Consider the following 16324-nt stretch of genomic DNA (forward strand, 5'->3'; position numbering starts at 1 on the left):
CGATTATCGGCGACGGGTGGAAAACCGCAGGTCAGTCCTTGCCGTTGCCGCCGCCGGAGGTGGCCGGGGTGATCAGGACGACGCGGTCGTCGCTGGAGACCGGGGTGCCGCCGTCCTTGTTGACCGTGCCCGCCACCGCCAGCTGGGGGTTGATCATGCTCATGCCGGCCAGCCGCCCGTACGTCACCGGCGGCTTGCCGGTCTTCCCGTCGAGGCTGGCCGTCGGCTTGCCGCTGATCGCGCCGTCCGGGCTCACCGGCAAGTTCTGCAAGTTGCCCGCCAGAGACGTGCCGACCGAGAGGGAGCCGTTGGCGTCGACGAAGTCGGCGCAGCCCGCGACGCCCGGCTTGCCCGTCCACGTCCACGCCGGCGTCGTCAGCGGCTGGCCGGGCTGGATCCGGTAGAGGGCGTCCTTGTCGGCGAGGCGGTCGGTGACCCACACGCGGCCGCCGTCGGCCGATGCGCACACCCCGCCCGGCGCGTGCAGGCCGGCCGCCACCACGAGCGAGCCGTTCGGGTTGCCCGCCGCGGCCTTGCCGGACGTGTCGATCCGCAGCAGCTTCCCGGCGAGGGAGCTCGGGTCGGCCGCGGCGTTCGGGTCGCCCGCGTCGCCGGTCGCGACCAGGAGCGCGCCCCGGTTGTCCGTGCCGATCGTGCCGCGGTTGCCGGACGCGCCCTTCGGGATGCCGGTGAGCACCGGTTTGGGCGGCTGGCCCTGGGCGAACCGGACGACGCGGTTGTCGGTCGCGGTCGTGACGTAGGCGAAGACCAGCTGGTCCTCGACGTACGACGGCGACAGCGCGAGACCGGTCAGGCCGCCGTCGCCGGCCGCCTGGACGTCGAGCTTCGCGAAGTCCGTCGCGTCCTTGCCGGCCGTCGCCAGCAAGACGCGGCCGCTTTTGCGCTCGCCCGCCAGCGCGGTCGGTGTGGAGCCGTCGCCCGGCAGGCCGGCCACCGCGGCGACGGTGTCCAGGCACGTCGCGATCACCGACGGGTCGAAGTCCTTGCAGCCTTGCGGCGGCGGCACGGGCGCGGCGGATTGGCCCGGGCGTGCCTGCTTGGGGTCGCTGCCGGAGTCCGCGCCGGGTCCCTGGACCTCGGGCGGCGACTCGGGGCTCGGGACGGGCGCGGGGCTGAACGTCTGGCCGGCCGCGGTGTCGTCGAACCGCGCGCACCCGGCGGGCAGCAGGACGCCGCAGGCCAAGATCGCCAGCAGGGCCGAGCGGTAGCGGGTGCGCATGATCCCCCAGCCTAGGGGCCGGTGCGTGAACCATGGGTGAGTACTCCTGGATTACGTTGGGGATCATGACGCTGACCGTGCTGGTGCCCGACGACGAGGGCATGACCGTGCTCGCCGAGGTCCCGCGGGTCCTGCCCGTGCGCTACCAGTGGGGCGAGCCGGTGCCGCCCGAGGCCGCGAAGGCGCAGGTGCTCATCCCCGGCAAGCACCCGCCGGGCGAGCAGCTGTGGCGCACGCTGCCGAACCTGAAGCTGATCCAGCTGCTGTCCGCCGGCGCCGAGGACTGGGTCGGCAAGGTGCCCGACGGTGTCCTGCTCTCCACCTGCCGCGGCGCGCACGGCGGGAGTACGGCCGAGTGGGTCGTCGCCGCGCTGCTGTCGATATACCGGAAGCTGGACGTGTTCGCCGTGGCACAGCGCGAAGGCCGGTGGGAGCGGCAGACGGCGGACACGCTGCAGGGCAAGCGCGTGCTCGTCGTCGGCGCCGGCGACCTCGGGCAGCACCTGCGCCGCCGGCTCGAGCCGTTCGACGCGCGCTGCACGATGGTCGGGATGACCGCGCGGGAGGGCGTGCACGGCGTGCGTGAACTGCCCGGGCTGCTCGAGCTGCACGACGTCGTGGTGCTGATGGTGCCGCTGACGTCCCGCACGCGGGGGATGGTCGACGCGGAGTTCCTGGCCCGGATGCGCGACGGCGCGGTGCTGGTCAACGTCTCACGCGGCGCTGTCGTGGACACCGACGCTCTTGTCGCCGAATTGACCACGGGCCGGTTGCGGGCGGCTCTCGACGTCACCGACCCCGAACCGCCGCCCGCCGGGCACCCGCTGTGGACGGTGCCCGGGCTGCTGCTGACGCCGCACGTCGGCGGGGCCGTCCGCGGGGTTCGTGGTCGTTCTTACGCCGTCGCCGCGGCCGAGATCGCCCGGTACGCCGGCGGCGAGCTGCCGGACAACCTCGTGCACGGCGAATACTGAGCTCGCCAGGCCCGCGGCGATCCCCTAACCTGCGCGGGTGAGCAGTGGAGACGACTTTTCGCAGCAGCCCACCAGCCTCCTGTCGGGCGTCGAGGACGATCGGTCGGACGACGCGCCGCGCCAGGGCGGGCTGGGGCTGGGCCTGCTGATCCTGCGGCTGGCGCTGGGCGTGACCATGGGCGCGCACGGGCTGCAGCACCTGTTCGGCCTGTTCGGCGGGCCGGGCATCGGCGGGTTCGCGCGGGTGCTGGAGACGTTCGGCTACCACAAGCAGACGACGCTGCTGTCGTGGATCACCGGCGTCACCGAGGTCGGCGGCGGGCTCCTGGTGATCGTCGGGCTGTTCACGCCACTGGCCGCGGCCGGGCTGCTCGGGGTGGCGGCCAACGCGGTGTACGCGAAGTTTCACGGCGGGTTCTTCGAGGGTTCGGGGCAGGGGTTCGAGTTCGAGCTGCTGCTGGGGCTTTCGGCGCTGACCCTGCTGTTCACCGGCGCCGGGTCGATCTCGCTGGAGCGGAACACGCCCTGGCGGAAGCGGCCGTTGCCGCTGGGCCTGGTGTCGCTGCTGCTCGCCGCGGCGGCGACCGTCGTGGTCATCGTCTTGACGCGGTAGCCGGGGGACGGCTCGGCGGGCGGCTCCGGCCTCCGCGTTGCCGGAAAACTGTCGGTGGGCGCCGGTAATGTTGAAATCGGGGGTCCCCCGGCGGCTGTGGACAACTCGGCGGTTCGGGCGGCTATGTGGACAACTGCGACTCGCGCGCCCGGGATTGTCGGTGGGCGCGAGTAACGTTGAATTCGGGGGTCCCCCAAGGGGCGGGGGTCTTGGTGTGCCGAAAAATCCGCCTGGTGGACCGGAAAAGGCCGCCCCGGGAAACCCGGGACGGCCTTCTCGACCCAGCCTGGCTTACTTGTTCACGTCGCGGACCGCGCCCGTGTCCGCCGACGTCGCCATCCGGGCGTACGCGCGCAAAGCCGCCGTCACCGGGCGCTGGCGGTCCTTCGGCTGCCACGGCCGCTCGGACGCCTCCATCTTCGCCCGGCGCTCGGCCAGGACCTCCGGCTCCACCAGCAGCTCCAGCCGGCGCTCGTGGACGTCGAGGAGGATCCGGTCGCCGTTCTCCACCAGGCCGATCAGGCCGCCCGCGGCCGCCTCCGGGGAGATGTGGCCCACCGAAATGCCCGACGATCCACCGGAGAACCTGCCGTCCGTGATCAGGGCGCACTTCTTGCCGAGGCCCGAACCCTTGAGGAACGCCGTCGGGTGCAGCATCTCCTGCATGCCCGGGCCGCCCGCCGGGCCCTCGTAGCGGATCACCAGGACCTCGCCCGGCTGGATCTCCTTCTTCAGGATCGCCGACACCGCTTCCTCCTGGCTCTCCAGGACCCGCGCCGGGCCCTCGAAGTGCCACAGGTCCTCGTCGATGCCCGCGGCCTTGATCACCGCGCCGTTCTCCGCGAGGTTCCCGCGGAGGATCGCCAGGCCGCCGTCCTTCGTGTACGCGTGCTCGACGTCCCTGATGCAGCCCTCGGCCGCGTCGGTGTCCAGGGACGACCAGCGGTTCGACGTCGAGAACGCCTGGGTCGTGCGGACCCCGCCCGGCGCCGCGTGGAAGAGCTCGAGAGCGGCAGCGGACGGCGACGCGGCGCGGATGTCCCACTCCGAAAGCCAGGATTCGAGGTCACGCGAGTGCACGGACCAGACGTCCGTGTTCAGCAGCCCGCCGCGGTACAGCTCGCCGAGGATCGCCGGGATTCCGCCCGCGCGGTGGACGTCCTCCATGTGGTAGTCGGAGTTCGGCGCCACCTTCGACAGGCACGGCACGCGGCGGCCGATCGCGTCGATGTCGGCGATCGTGAAGTCGACCTCGCCCTCCTGGGCGGCCGCGAGGATGTGCAGCACCGTGTTCGTCGAACCGCCCATCGCCATGTCGAGGGCCATCGCGTTCTCGAACGCCGCCTTCGACGCGATCGAACGCGGCAGCACCGAGTCGTCGTCGTTTTCGTACCAGCGGCGGCACAGCTCGACGACCGTGCGCCCGGCCTGCTCGAACAGCGCGCGCCGCGCGGCGTGCGTCGCCAGCGTCGAGCCGTTGCCGGGAAGCGACAACCCCAGGGCTTCGGTGAGGCAGTTCATGGAGTTCGCGGTGAACATGCCGGAGCACGAACCGCACGTCGGGCACGCCGAACGCTCGACGACCGCCAGCCCGTCCTCGTCGACCTCGGGGCTCGCCGACGCCGCGATCGCGGTGATCAGGTCGGTCGGGGCCTGGGCGACGCCGCCGACGACGACCGCCTTGCCGGCCTCCATCGGGCCGCCCGAGACGAACACCACCGGGATGTTCAGGCGCATCGCCGCGTTGAGCATGCCCGGCGTGATCTTGTCGCAGTTGGAGATGCACACCAGCGCGTCGGCCTGGTGCGCGTTGACCATGTACTCCACCGAGTCGGCGATGATCTCGCGCGAGGGCAGCGAGTAGAGCATGCCGGAGTGGCCCATGGCGATGCCGTCGTCGACGGCGATCGTGTGGAACTCGCGCGCGACGCCGCCCGCTTCCTTGACCGCGTCCGCGACGATCTCGCCGAGGTCCTTCAGGTGCACGTGGCCGGGCACGAACTGCGTGTAGGAGTTGGCGATCGCGACGATCGGCTTGCCGAAGTCGCTGTCGGTCATGCCCGTGGCGCGCCAGAGCGAGCGCGCGCCCGCCGCGTTGCGGCCGTGGGTGGTGGTCCGGGAACGGAGAGGCGGCACGGGAACTCCCAGGTCAAAGGGTGGCCGGCGAAACTGGTAGGACCAATTTACGCTGCCGGGCGAAGCCCGTCCGTTGAGGGTGGGGCGGGGCGGGGACCGGGTTACGCCGTCGGGTTCCCGGCAAACGCCGCGGGGTTACTCGCTCGCCGACGTCTCGGGCTTGATGTCCTCGGCCTGCAGCACCCCGCTCGGGTCGGCGACCAGCCCTTCGCTGACCAGTGACAGCACCGGCAGGTGCCGGGTCCGCACGGTCGGCAGCGGCACCTTCGTGTCGTCCTGCAGCACCGCCTGCACGCGGGACTTCTTCGTGATCGCGAGCCCCTTCAACGCCGACCACGGGATGTCGCGGTGGCCGAACACCGTGCGGACCGCCAGCCCCGAGCGCGTCGCGACGGTGCGGTGGCGGACCACGAACACCGCCAGCGCGATCGGGAAGAGGTAGAGCCACTGCAGGTACGGGATCTCCCCGAGCGCGATCGGTGTCACGCAGATCGTCAGGAGGGCGATCGCCATGAACGACGTGCGGGGGACCCGGAAGACGGCCTTCCGGCCTTCGTCCTGCTGTTTTTCGGCCACGGAGAAATGGTGCACCGCGCGCACGCCGGGCTCGAACCCGGGTCGCGCCGGTGTGACCCACGTCCACGATGCGGACACGTCATCCCGCAGAGTTGACACCCGCGGGGCGTTCGGTCTAGCGTCATCGTCGTGACACCGCTGACCGGCCTCGTACTTCCCAAGCGCGTCGACGCTTAGGGAAGACTTTCCGCTGCGTCGACGCGCGAACCCTCGTGCGACCTTACGGTCGGCGAGGGTTTTTTGTTGCCCTAGGGAAGCAATTCCCCGCCCCACCGCACCGATAGAGCTCAAAAAAGACCCGAACGAGTGACACCCGAGACCCACGAGGCAGATCCGATGACCAGTGCGACGTCGCGCAGCGACGCGAAGCCCGGGCCGACGCCCGGAACGCCCGGAGCACGTCCGAAGCCGGCCCCTCCGGCGGGAACGCCGGTGCGCGTCACCGGCGCGCAGTCCCTCGTGCGCTCGCTCGAGGCCGTCGGCGCCGAGGTGGTCTTCGGGATTCCGGGCGGCACCATCCTGCCCGCCTACGACCCGCTGCTCGACTCGACGAAGGTCCGGCACGTCCTGGTCCGCCACGAGCAGGGCGCCGGCCACGCGGCCACCGGCTACGCGCAGGCCACCGGCAAGGTCGGCGTCTGCATGGCCACCTCGGGTCCCGGCGCGACCAACCTGGTCACCCCGCTCGCCGACGCGAACATGGACTCGGTCCCGGTCGTGGCCATCACCGGCCAGCAGTCGCGCGCGCTGATCGGCACCGACGCGTTCCAGGAAGCCGACATCTGCGGCATCACCATGCCGATCACCAAGCACAACTTCCTCGTCACCGACCCGATCGACATCCCGCGGACCATCGCCGAGGCGTTCCACCTGGCCGCGACGGGCCGGCCCGGCCCCGTCCTGGTGGACATTCCCAAGGACGTGCTGCAGGAGATGACCTCGTTCTCCTGGCCGACGGAGCTGCGCCTCCCGGGCTACCGCCCGACGCTGCGCCCGCACGGCAAGCAGGTCCGCGAAGCCGCGAAGCTGATCGCGAAGTCGCGGCGCCCGGTGCTCTACGTCGGCGGCGGCGTCATCAAGGCCGAGGCGCACGAGCAGCTGAAGCAGCTCGCCGAGCTGACGAACATCCCCGTCGTCACCACGCTGATGGCGCGCGGCGCGTTCCCCGACTCGCACCCGCAGCACCTCGGCATGCCGGGCATGCACGGCTCGGTCGCCGCCGTCGCCGCCATGCAGCGCGCGGACCTGCTGATCGCGCTCGGCGCCCGGTTCGACGACCGGGTCACCGGCCAGCTGTCCTCGTTCGCGCCGGACGCCGCGGTCGTGCACGCCGACATCGACCCGGCCGAGATCTCCAAGAACCGCAAGGCCGACGTCCCGATCGTGGGCGACTGCAAGGAGATCATCGGCGAGCTCATCACCGCCGTGAAGACGGAGTTCGACCACAGCGGCCGTCCGGACCTCGCCGACTGGTGGACCCAGGCCGACGACTGGCGCAAGACCTACCCGGCCGGCTACGAGTGGCCCGACGACGGTTCGCTGTCGCCGCAGTACGTCATCGAGCGGATCGGCGAGCTCGTCGGCCCGGACGCCGTGTACGCCGCGGGCGTCGGCCAGCACCAGATGTGGGCCGCGCAGTTCGTCAAGTACGAGAACCCGCGCACCTGGATCAACTCCGGCGGCCTCGGCACCATGGGCTACGCCGTGCCCGCCGCGATGGGCGCGCAGTTCGGCGTCCCGGACACGCCGGTGTGGGCGATCGACGGCGACGGTTGCTTCCAGATGACCAACCAGGAGCTGGCCACCTGCGCCATCGAAGGCGCGCCGATCAAGGTCGCCGTCATCAACAACGGCAACCTGGGCATGGTCCGGCAGTGGCAGAACCTCTTCTACTCGGAGCGCTACTCCAACACCGACCTGGGAACGCACAAGCACCGTATCCCGGACTTCGTCCTGCTGGCCGAGGCGCTGGGCTGCGCCGGCCTGCGCTGCGAGACGAAGGAAGACGTCGACGCCACCATCCGCCGCGCGATGGAAATCAACGACCGCCCCGTCGTGATCGACTTCGTCGTGGGGAAGGATGCCCAGGTGTGGCCGATGGTCGCCGCGGGCACCGGCAACGACGAGATCATGGCGGTCCGGGGCATCCGGCCGCTGTTCGACGACGACGAGGTTTCGGTCGAGACGACCGAGGCCGCCGCGGAAGCCGCCGGAGAGGGTGAGCGCTGAGATGAGCGTCCACACGCTGAGTGTCCTGGTCGAGAACAAGCCCGGTGTGCTCGCGCGCGTGTCCGGCCTGTTCTCCCGCCGCGGGTTCAACATCGAGTCCCTCGCCGTCGGGCCCACGGAAAACCCCGAGGTGTCCCGCATGACGATCGTGGTCGCCGTGGAAGAGCTACCGCTCGAACAGGTGACGAAGCAGCTCAACAAGCTGGTCAACGTGATCAAGATCGTCGAGCTGGAGCAGTCGACCGCCGTGCAGCGTGAACTGCTGCTGGTGAAGGTGCGCGCCGACAACACCGTGCGCAGCCAGGTCCTCGAAACCGTCCAGCTCTTCCGTGCGAAGGTGGTGGACGTGTCCCCGGAGGCGCTCACCGTCGAGGCGACCGGGACTTCGGACAAGATCGGCGCCCTGCTGCGGATGCTGGAGCCCTATGGCATCCGCGAGCTGGTCCAGTCCGGCATGGTCGCGGTGGGACGCGGCGCTCGCTCGATCACCGCTACATCACCGCGTTAAGACGTAAGTCAGGAAAGGAAGCAGTACCCCCATGGCAGTGGAAATCTTCTACGACGACGACGCCGACCTCTCGATCATCCAGGGGCGCAAGGTCGCTGTCATCGGCTACGGCAGCCAGGGCCACGCCCACTCGCTGAGCCTGCGCGACTCCGGCGTCGACGTCCGCATCGGCCTGCCCGAGGGGTCCAAGTCGCGGGCGAAGGCCGAGGAGCAGGGCCTGCGCGTGCTCACCCCGGCCGAGGCGTCGGCCGAGGCCGACCTGATCATGATCCTGGCGCCGGACACCAAGCAGCGCTTCATCTACGAGCAGGACATCGCCCCCAACCTCAAGGACGGCGACGCGCTCTTCTTCGGGCACGGCTTCAACATCCGCTACGACCTGATCAAGCCGCCGGCCAACGTCGACGTCGCGATGGTCGCCCCGAAGGGCCCGGGCCACCTGGTCCGCCGCCAGTTCGTCGACGGCAAGGGCGTCCCGGCGCTCATCGCCGTCGAGCAGGACGCCTCCGGCAACGCCCAGGCGCTCGCGCTGTCCTACGCGGCCGCCATCGGTGGTGCCCGCGCCGGCGTCATCAAGACGACGTTCACCGAGGAGACCGAGACCGACCTCTTCGGCGAGCAGGCCGTGCTCTGCGGTGGCGCGTCCGCGCTGGTGCAGACCGGCTTCGAGGTGCTCACCGAGGCCGGCTACGCCCCGGAGATCGCCTACTTCGAGGTGCTGCACGAGCTGAAGCTGATCGTCGACCTCATGTACGAGGGCGGCATCGCGCGCCAGCGCTACTCCATCTCCGACACCGCCGAGTACGGCGACCTGACCCGCGGCCCGCGCGTCATCTCGCCGGCGGTCAAGGAAGAGATGAAGAAGATCCTCGGCGAGATCCAGGACGGCACGTTCGCCCGCGAATGGGTCGCCGAGGACGAGGCCGGGCGGCCGAACTTCACCAAGCTCGAGGAGCAGGGCAACCAGCACCCGATCGAGGCGACCGGCAAGAAGCTGCGCGACCTGATGTCGTGGGTGGACCGGCCGATCACCGAAACCGCCTGATTCCGGCCCACTCGAAGGGGACGCCCGCCGCGGGCGTCCCCTTCAGTGCGTTCGGTGGCCGGGTCGCTACGCTGGTGACATGAGTGAGCAGCCGGTCGACGACAAGGCGCACATCCGGCACCACCTCGACTTCACGAAGGCCGAGTGGATCCGGGCCGAGCCCGAAGGCGTCACCCTCGACGACTGCGTCGAGTACGCCTTCATCGAGCACACCGACGGCGTCACCTACACGGCGATGCGGCAGTCCGCGAAGCCGGACGGCGTGATCCTCGTCTTCACGCCGGGGGAGTGGGACGCGTTCGTCAAGGGCGTCCGCGACGGCGAGTTCGACCTGCCCGAGGACCTCGCCGACGCCTAGAGCTTCGCCGCCAGCTCGGCGATCTTGCCCAGGTCACCGGCGATGCCGAGGTGGTCGCCGTAGTCGCGCGATTCGACGATCACGCCGTCGCGAACCCGCATGGCGAAGATGTTCGCGATCCGGACCGGGCGGCCGCCGTACTCGCCCTGGTAGGCGAATTCGCCGATCAGCACCTCCGGGTCGGTGCCCTGGTAGGTGACCAGGTCCGCGACCGCGAAGCCCGGGTTCATCGCCTTGCCCGCGGCGAAGTGCGCCCGGAGTTCGTCGCGGGTACGGAGGATTCCGGAGCCCGGCAGGAACGGGTGCGTGACGTGGGTTTCCTCCGCGTACAGCTCCGGCAGCTCGTCCCAGCGGCCGCCGGCGACGCCGTGCACGAGCCGCTCGAACACCGTGTCCGCGCTCTCCGGCGTCACCGGAGACAGCTCGCGCGGCGGCGCCTGTTCGTAGGCCTTGACGAGTTGGTCGACGCCGTCGCGGATGACGGCCAGCCGCAGGTAGTCGTGGTAGTCGCGCGAGTGGACGATGAGGCCGTCGCGAACGCGCAGCACCTGGATGTTGGCCGTCGTGATCGTCCGGCCGGTTTCCACGGATTCGGCGTCGTAGTCGTATTCGGCGACGATCACTTCCGGGTCCGTCGTCTCGTGGACGACGACGTTCTTGCGCTTGAGCCGCAGCGCCCCGGCCAGGACCCCGGCGAACCGCTCGTGGACCGCCTCGCGGCCGACCAGGCGCGTCGGCCGCGGGACCGCCTGCGGGTGCTCGACGACGGTGTCCTCGGCGTAGAGCGCCGACAGCTCGCTGAAGCGTCCTTCGCTGATGCCGTCGGACAACGCGGTGAAGACGTCGCGAGGTGAGTTCATGAGATCCTCCCAGAGGGCGAAACGGAGTCTGTAGTCCGCCTCCGAAGATACGGACTAAAGACTCCGGTTGTCTACTGGAGCAGGTCCCGCGCGGCCGGCTGCCCGCACACCTCCGCCCACGTCTGCGGGGTGCCGTCGAAGATCGCGTCGCGCGCCGTGGGATCCGCGCCGTTTTCGAGGAGGGTGCGGATGACGTCGAGGTGCCCGGACTGCGCGGCCAGGTGCAGGGCCGTGACGCCCTCGCCGTGGTTCGGGCCGCCGAACGTGCCGCGGAAGTTCACGTCGGCGCCGAGGTCGAGCAGCGTCCGGACGGCGGCGAGCTTGCCCTGCGCCGCCGCCCAGGCCAGCGCGGTGCCACGGTAGACGTCCGCGTCCACGTCGGCGCCGCGGGCGACCAGGGTGCGCAGGGCTTCGGTGCGGTCGTTGCGGGCCGCCCAGGCGAGGGCTTCGTCGCGGACTTCGGCGGGGTCGTCGGTCGGCTGCCAGGCCGGGAAACCGCTGTGGGGACGGTAAAAACCGCGGTGGGCGCCGCCGCGGTCCGACGTCAGGAGGTCGTCGACGGCCTCGATGTCGCCGAGCCCGGCCGCGACGCGCAGGTTGCCCGGCGCGCGGCTGCGCGCGGCCAGGGTTTCCGCGGCTTCGCGGTGGCCCCAGAACAAGGCGACGACCAGGGGAGTGCCGCCGTCGCCGCGGGCCGGGACGTCGACGGGAGCGCCGTGCCGCAGGAGCAGGTCGAGCAGGAGCGGCAGGTTGCTGTAGGCCGCCTGGTGCAGGGGTGTCCAGCCGTGGACGTTGCCGCGGGCCGGGTCGGCGCCGTGGTCGAGGAGGATCCGGCTGAGCCGTTCGTCGTGCGTGGCGCCGGCCATGCCGAGCAGGTCGTTGCCGTTGGTGCCGCGCGCGTCGACGAGTCCGGGGAACTCGCCGAGCAGGGTTTCGAGCTGCTCGGGATCCCGGGCCTCGATCGCCCGGTACGCGCGCGCGAAAGGCTCCCCACTGTCCACAAGGGACTTCACGTGGTCACGGAGTGCTTTCCAGGAAACGAAACCGTGCTCGCGGGCGACGACCGCGCGGGCGCCGTCGCGGGTGAGGGGCCGGCCCCAGCGGTCGAACGGTTCTTTCGCGCCGGGCGTGTCGTCCTCGGCCGAGGCGAGCAGCCCGAGCGCGCGTTCGGCGTAGTAGCCGACGTCCTGGTGGTACGGGTGCTGCAGGGTGTCGCCGTGCTCGGTGACGCGCCGGACGTAGGCCTGCAGTTTCGGCCAGCTCGGGAACCCGTGGTCCCTCGCGATGCGGAACTGCGCTTCGGCGAGTTTGACGCCTTCGGCGCGCGCGAGGTCCTTTGCGCGCTTGCGCAGCTGGTCCAGGCTCGGTTTCGCGGGCAGCGTGCCCATGGTGCCTCCTTCCCTCGTCGCCCGTGGTCCGCCGGCACCGGGCAGGAAGAAGGTGCGGAGCTGGTGGTGCGGTGAAGCGGGGGTGGGCTCGGCCCTTTCCGCGGACGGGACGCGGCCCGCACCGCGCCCCGCCACCCTACCCCGACGTGCAGGAAGGGACGACACGCGTGATTGGACGGTCGACTCGCGTGATTGGAGGGTCGACACGGCGACGCGGGGGCTCGTCGCCGTGTCGTCGCCTCGATCACGCGTGTCGGCTTCCTGATCACGCGAGTCGACCCTTCGCTCACGGGCGGAGGTCGGCCAGGAGGCTGTAGGACTTGGGGGTGCGGGCGAGGACCTGGACGCAGACGTGGTCGGCGCCCGCGTCGAGGTGGGCTCGGATCCGGGCGGCGGCCGTCTCCTCGCCGGTCGCCACGATGGCGTCGACCAGGCGGTCGCTGCCGCCGTCGGCCAGGTCGGCGTCGGTGAAGCCGAGGCGGCGCAGGTTGGCCTGGTGGTGCGGCGCCTGCCGGACGTACAGGCCCACGTGCTCCCGGGCCGCTTCGCGGGCGGCCTCCGGCGGGGCGTCGAGGATCACCGCCTGCTCGACCGCCAGGTACTTGCCCGGTCCGAGCCGCTCCCGCGCGACCGCCGTGTGTTCCGGCGGGACGAAGTACGGGTGCGCGCCGTCCGCCCGCTCGGCCGCCAGGTCGAGCACCCGCGGACCGAGCGCGGCGATCAGCCGCCGGGGCCGTGGCGACGGCGGTGGCAGGGCAGGCAGCGCGGCCTCGTCCATCCCGTCGAGGTACGCGCGGATGGCCGGAACCGGCCGCGCGCCGGGCAGGTGGCCGCCGAAGCCGGCGACGAACCGGCCCGGGTAGGCCTCGCCGAGCGCCCGGGTCGCCGCCTCCGCCGCGATCGGGGCGCGGCGGTCGAACCGCGCGATCCCGGTGGCCACGGTCAGCCGGGCCGTCGCCGCCAGGATCAGGCCCGCCTGCGTGAACGCGTCCCGGCCGGCGTACTCGCCGAACCAGATCGCGTCGAAGCCGAGCTCCTCCACCTCGGCGGCCGTCTCGCGGACCACGCCGATCGGGGCGCCGTCGAAGAACCGCCAGATCCCGACGCTCATCGGGTCACCACCGCCGCCAGGTCGAGCAGCGTTTCCACAGTGGACTCGAAGGAAGGGGCGGACGGGGTCAGCAGCACATGGTCCGCGCCCGCGTCGAGCACCTCGCCGAGGCGTTTCGCGATGGTCGCCGGGTCGCCCCACAGGACGAGGTCGTCGACGAACCGGTCGCTCGGCCCGGCGATGTCGGCGTCGGTGTAGCCGAGCCGTTTCCAGCCCGCGAGGTAGACGGTGACGGAGTGCTCGCGCGCCTGCGCCACCCGGCGCCGCACGCTCTCGCGAGCGTCCTCGCGGTTGCCCACCAGCACGGTCTGCTGCGGGATCAGCAGCTTGCCCGGCCCGAGGATTTCGCGGGCGTACGCCGTGTGCGAGACCGGCTGGGCGAACGGGTGCGCGCCGTCCGCGTGGTCGCGGGCGAGCGCCAGCATCTTCGGCCCGACGGCGGCCAGCACACGGGGAAACGTGACCGGCGAAAGGGTTTCCGCCGTCGCATCGTCCATTTCGGACAGGTAGGACCGCATCCGGTCGAGCGGCCGGTAGTCCTCGCCGAGCTTCGCCGCCTGGACCGCGTGCCCGGCGCCGATGCCGAGCACGAACCGGCCCGGGTGGGACCGGGCCAGCGTCGCCGCGCCCTTGTACGCGGTCGTCCCGCGCCGGGCCCACAGGTTCGCGATGCCGGTGCCGAGCACGACGTCCGGCACGGTGGCCAGGAGGTCGCCGAAGTGGGCGAACACCTCCCGCGTGCCGGGTCCTTCGCCGCTCCAGACCGAGCGGTAGCCGGCCTCGGCGAGCCGGCGCGTCGCCGCGCGCTCGACGTCCGGTGGCGGGGCCAGCGGCGCGCTCGGCAACCAGGCGCCGACCGCGCCGAGCCGCGCCCGCGTGTCTTCGATCAAGGTCATCCTCGAAACTCCCTCCAGTAAGCTGAGGCTGCCTCCGGTTAATATACGGAGGCAGCCTCCGATTGGCTACCCGGTAAAGTCGGAGAGGCGATGACCGATGTGAAGCCGATGCGCGCGGACGCCCGCCGCAACTACGAACGCCTCCTCGAAGAGGCGCAGCGCGCCTTCGCCGAGCACGGCGTCGAGGCGTCACTGGAAGACATCGCGCGCCGCGCCGGCGTCGGCATCGGCACCCTCTACCGGCACTTCCCGACCCGGGACGCGCTGCTCGAGACCCTGCTGCGCGCCCGGTTCGACGCCCAGGCCGAGCGGGCCCGCGCCCTGCTCACCCACCCCGAGCCGCTGAACGCCCTGCACTCGTGGCTCGCCGGGCTCGGGGACGCCACCGGCACCTTCCGCGGCCTGGTCGAGCTCACCGCCGACGCGCTGAACGACGAATCGTCCCGGTTGTACGAGTCGTGCCACGCCATGCGCGAGGTCGGTTCCCAACTGGTGGAACGCGCGAAGCGCGCGGGCGAACTCCGCGAGGACGTCACGGCGCACGAGCTGCTTCTGTTGCTGCACGCGGCATCCTGGGCGGGTGGGCATCTGCCCGGCGAAGGGGGCATGCAGCGGCTGCTGGCTCTTGTTTTCGAGGGATTGCGGGCAAGTTAACACCGGACGACGCCACAGGTCCGGCGCGCGGGTTAAACTCCCGCTCGACCGGGGCACAACGACGTGCTGAGACCGTTTGTCGACACAGAGCGTCCTGGAAATGACCAGATAGTGGGAGCCGCATCGTGAGCAAGCCCAATAAACCCGTCGTCCTCATCGCGGAGAAGCTCGCCCCCTCCGTGCTGAGTGTCTTCGGTGACGAGGTGGAGGTCCGGCACGTCGACGGCACGGACCGGTCCGCGCTGCTCGAGGCGGTGAAGAGCGCCGACGCGCTCCTGGTCCGCTCCGCCACCCAGGTGAACGCCGAGGTCTTCGCGGCCACCACGCAGCTGAAGGTCGTCGCCCGCGCCGGCGTCGGCCTCGACAACGTCGAGGTGCCCGCCGCGACCGAGCGCGGCGTCCTGGTCGTCAACGCGCCGACGTCGAACATCGTCTCCGCCGCCGAGCACGCCGTCGCCCTGCTGCTGGCGGTCGCGCGCCGGGTCCCGGCCGCCGACCAGAGCCTCCGCGGCGGCGAGTGGAAGCGCAGCTCGTTCTCCGGCGTCGAGCTCCAGGGCAAGACCATCGGTGTGGTCGGCCTCGGCAAGATCGGCCAGCTGTTCGCCCAGCGCCTGGCCGCCTTCGATACGAAGCTCATCGCCTACGACCCCTACGTCTCGGCCGCCCGCGCCGCGCAGCTCGGCATCGAGCTCGTCACCCTCGACGAGCTGCTGAGCCGCGCCGACGCGATCTCGATCCACCTGCCGAAGACGCCGGAGACCAAGGGCCTCATCGACGCCGAGGCGCTGAAGAAGACCAAGCCGGGCGTCATCATCGTCAACGCCGCCCGCGGCGGGCTGATCGTCGAGGAAGACCTGGCCGACGCGCTGCGCTCGGGCCACGTCGGCGGCGCCGGCGTCGACGTCTTCGTCACCGAGCCGACCACGTCCAGCCCGCTGTTCGAGCTGGAGAACGTCGTCGTGACGCCGCACCTGGGCGCCTCGACGGCCGAGGCGCAGGACCGCGCGGGCACCGACGTCGCGAAGTCGGTGCTGCTGGCCCTGCGCGGCGACTTCGTGCCGGACGCGGTGAACGTCACCGGCGGCGGCGCGGTCGGCGAGCACGTCCGCCCGTACCTGTCGCTGGTCCAGAAGCTCGGCCAGCTGCTGACGGCGCTCAACCCGACGTCGCCGACGTCGGTGACCGTGCAGGTCAAGGGCGAGATCTCGAACGAGGACACCGGCGTGCTGCAGCTGGCGGCGCTGCGCGGGGTCTTCACCGGCGTGGTCGAGGACCAGGTCACCTTCGTCAACGCGCCGCAGCTGGCGGAGAAGCTGGGCGTGCAGGTCGAGCTGGAGACCGAGCCGGAGAGCCCCAAGTTCCGCAGCCTGGTCACCGTCCGCGCGGTGCACGCCGACGGCTCGGTGCTCACCGTGTCCGGTTCGGTGACCGGCCTGGACGAGGTCGAGAAGCTGGTCGAGGTCAACGGCCGCGGCTTCGACCTGCGCGCCGAGGGCACCGTGCTGCTGGTCGAGTACCCGGACCGCCCGGGCGTGATGGGCCGCGTCGGGACGCTGCTCGGCGAGGCGGGCATCAACATCGAGGCCGCGCAGATCAGCCAGACCACCGACGGCTCGGACGCGGTGATGCTGCTGCGCGTCGACCGCCACATCGACGCGCACCTGCTGGAGCCGATCGGCGCTGCGGTCGGGGCGCACACGATCCGCGCGGTGGACTTCAACTGACGTAACACTTTC

At 71.3% G+C, this 16324-nt stretch carries 15 protein-coding genes; 8 read left to right on the forward strand and 7 right to left on the reverse strand.

Annotated elements, in window-relative coordinates; all coding sequences use genetic code 11:
- Positions 1-31: 31 nt before the first annotated feature.
- Positions 32-1240 carry a PQQ-dependent sugar dehydrogenase gene (locus ACFPLC_RS22860; protein WP_378196111.1) on the reverse strand — a complete coding sequence of 403 codons (1209 nt, stop codon included), beginning with the start codon at positions 1238-1240 and terminating at the stop codon, positions 32-34.
- A gap of 65 nt (positions 1241-1305) precedes the next feature.
- Here ACFPLC_RS22860 and ACFPLC_RS22865 point away from each other — a divergent pair, with 65 nt between their 5' ends.
- On the forward strand, positions 1306-2214 hold the full coding sequence (locus ACFPLC_RS22865; protein ID WP_378196108.1) for a 2-hydroxyacid dehydrogenase: 909 nt from the start codon (positions 1306-1308) through the stop codon (positions 2212-2214).
- A 37-nt stretch (positions 2215-2251) separates the two neighbouring features.
- Positions 2252-2827, forward strand: coding sequence for a DoxX family protein (locus tag ACFPLC_RS22870; RefSeq protein WP_378196105.1), 576 nt, complete (start codon positions 2252-2254; stop codon positions 2825-2827).
- A 291-nt stretch (positions 2828-3118) separates the two neighbouring features.
- On the opposite strand, the gene ilvD is transcribed toward ACFPLC_RS22870, so the two are convergent.
- Positions 3119-4963 (reverse strand): dihydroxy-acid dehydratase, encoded by a 1845-nt coding sequence (gene ilvD, locus ACFPLC_RS22875; RefSeq protein ID WP_378196103.1) that lies wholly within the window; start codon positions 4961-4963, stop codon positions 3119-3121.
- A 135-nt stretch (positions 4964-5098) separates the two neighbouring features.
- Positions 5099-5539 carry a PH domain-containing protein gene (locus ACFPLC_RS22880; protein ID WP_378196100.1) on the reverse strand — a complete coding sequence of 147 codons (441 nt, stop codon included), beginning with the start codon at positions 5537-5539 and terminating at the stop codon, positions 5099-5101.
- A gap of 336 nt (positions 5540-5875) precedes the next feature.
- Here ACFPLC_RS22880 and ACFPLC_RS22885 point away from each other — a divergent pair, with 336 nt between their 5' ends.
- The 4 genes from ACFPLC_RS22885 to ACFPLC_RS22900 all read left to right on the forward strand — a co-directional run bounded on the left by ACFPLC_RS22885 (position 5876) and on the right by ACFPLC_RS22900 (position 9679).
- Positions 5876-7768: an acetolactate synthase large subunit gene (locus tag ACFPLC_RS22885; RefSeq protein WP_378196097.1), complete on the forward strand. Its 1893-nt coding sequence runs from the start codon at positions 5876-5878 to the stop codon at positions 7766-7768.
- Position 7769: 1 nt separating this feature from the next.
- On the forward strand, positions 7770-8276 hold the full coding sequence (gene ilvN, locus ACFPLC_RS22890) for an acetolactate synthase small subunit (protein WP_003080760.1): 507 nt from the start codon (positions 7770-7772) through the stop codon (positions 8274-8276).
- 31 nt (positions 8277-8307) lie between these two features.
- Entirely contained in the window at positions 8308-9321 is a 1014-nt protein-coding gene (gene ilvC / locus ACFPLC_RS22895; RefSeq protein ID WP_191309919.1) for a ketol-acid reductoisomerase, read from the forward strand.
- Between the two features lie 79 nt (positions 9322-9400).
- Positions 9401-9679 carry a DUF397 domain-containing protein gene (locus ACFPLC_RS22900; protein WP_191309918.1) on the forward strand — a complete coding sequence of 93 codons (279 nt, stop codon included), beginning with the start codon at positions 9401-9403 and terminating at the stop codon, positions 9677-9679.
- On the opposite strand, the gene ACFPLC_RS22905 is transcribed toward ACFPLC_RS22900, so the two are convergent.
- From ACFPLC_RS22905 to ACFPLC_RS22920, 4 genes are all read right to left on the reverse strand, one after another.
- Positions 9676-10539, reverse strand: coding sequence for a nuclear transport factor 2 family protein (locus tag ACFPLC_RS22905; RefSeq protein ID WP_378196092.1), 864 nt, complete (start codon positions 10537-10539; stop codon positions 9676-9678). The two genes, ACFPLC_RS22900 and ACFPLC_RS22905, sit on opposite strands and share 4 nt — an antisense overlap.
- A 71-nt stretch (positions 10540-10610) precedes the next feature.
- Entirely contained in the window at positions 10611-11927 is a 1317-nt protein-coding gene (locus ACFPLC_RS22910) for an ankyrin repeat domain-containing protein (protein ID WP_378196089.1), read from the reverse strand.
- A gap of 286 nt (positions 11928-12213) precedes the next feature.
- Entirely contained in the window at positions 12214-13038 is an 825-nt protein-coding gene (locus tag ACFPLC_RS22915) for a TIGR03620 family F420-dependent LLM class oxidoreductase (protein ID WP_378196086.1), read from the reverse strand.
- Positions 13035-13934 (reverse strand): TIGR03620 family F420-dependent LLM class oxidoreductase, encoded by a 900-nt coding sequence (locus ACFPLC_RS22920; RefSeq protein ID WP_378196083.1) that lies wholly within the window; start codon positions 13932-13934, stop codon positions 13035-13037. Before ACFPLC_RS22920 ends, ACFPLC_RS22915 begins: the two co-directional genes overlap by 4 nt.
- Before the next feature lie 90 nt (positions 13935-14024).
- On the opposite strand from ACFPLC_RS22920, the gene ACFPLC_RS22925 reads away from it, so the two are divergent.
- Positions 14025-14588, forward strand: a complete 564-nt coding sequence (locus tag ACFPLC_RS22925) for a TetR/AcrR family transcriptional regulator (RefSeq protein ID WP_378196080.1) — start codon at positions 14025-14027, stop codon at positions 14586-14588.
- 125 nt (positions 14589-14713) lie between these two features.
- On the forward strand, positions 14714-16312 hold the full coding sequence (gene serA, locus ACFPLC_RS22930; protein WP_378196077.1) for a phosphoglycerate dehydrogenase: 1599 nt from the start codon (positions 14714-14716) through the stop codon (positions 16310-16312).
- Positions 16313-16324: the final 12 nt, after the last annotated feature.

Origin of the sequence: Amycolatopsis plumensis (genome assembly GCF_042652605.1) — a bacterium.
Lineage (GTDB): Bacteria > Actinomycetota > Actinomycetes > Mycobacteriales > Pseudonocardiaceae > Amycolatopsis > Amycolatopsis plumensis.

Excerpts from the sequence above, each read along its gene's own strand:
- ACFPLC_RS22860 (WP_378196111.1), bottom strand. The coding sequence starts at position 1,240 with ATGCGCACCCGCTACCGCTCGGCCCTGCTGGCGATCTTGGCCTGCGGC.
- ACFPLC_RS22865 (WP_378196108.1), top strand. The coding sequence starts at position 1,306 with ATGACGCTGACCGTGCTGGTGCCCGACGACGAGGGCATGACCGTGCTC.
- ACFPLC_RS22885 (WP_378196097.1), top strand. The coding sequence starts at position 5,876 with ATGACCAGTGCGACGTCGCGCAGCGACGCGAAGCCCGGGCCGACGCCC.
- ilvN (WP_003080760.1), top strand. The coding sequence starts at position 7,770 with ATGAGCGTCCACACGCTGAGTGTCCTGGTCGAGAACAAGCCCGGTGTG.
- ilvC (WP_191309919.1), top strand. The coding sequence starts at position 8,308 with ATGGCAGTGGAAATCTTCTACGACGACGACGCCGACCTCTCGATCATC.
- ACFPLC_RS22900 (WP_191309918.1), top strand. The coding sequence starts at position 9,401 with ATGAGTGAGCAGCCGGTCGACGACAAGGCGCACATCCGGCACCACCTC.
- ACFPLC_RS22905 (WP_378196092.1), bottom strand. The coding sequence starts at position 10,539 with ATGAACTCACCTCGCGACGTCTTCACCGCGTTGTCCGACGGCATCAGC.
- ACFPLC_RS22910 (WP_378196089.1), bottom strand. The coding sequence starts at position 11,927 with ATGGGCACGCTGCCCGCGAAACCGAGCCTGGACCAGCTGCGCAAGCGC.
- ACFPLC_RS22915 (WP_378196086.1), bottom strand. The coding sequence starts at position 13,038 with ATGAGCGTCGGGATCTGGCGGTTCTTCGACGGCGCCCCGATCGGCGTG.
- ACFPLC_RS22920 (WP_378196083.1), bottom strand. The coding sequence starts at position 13,934 with ATGACCTTGATCGAAGACACGCGGGCGCGGCTCGGCGCGGTCGGCGCC.
- ACFPLC_RS22925 (WP_378196080.1), top strand. The coding sequence starts at position 14,025 with ATGACCGATGTGAAGCCGATGCGCGCGGACGCCCGCCGCAACTACGAA.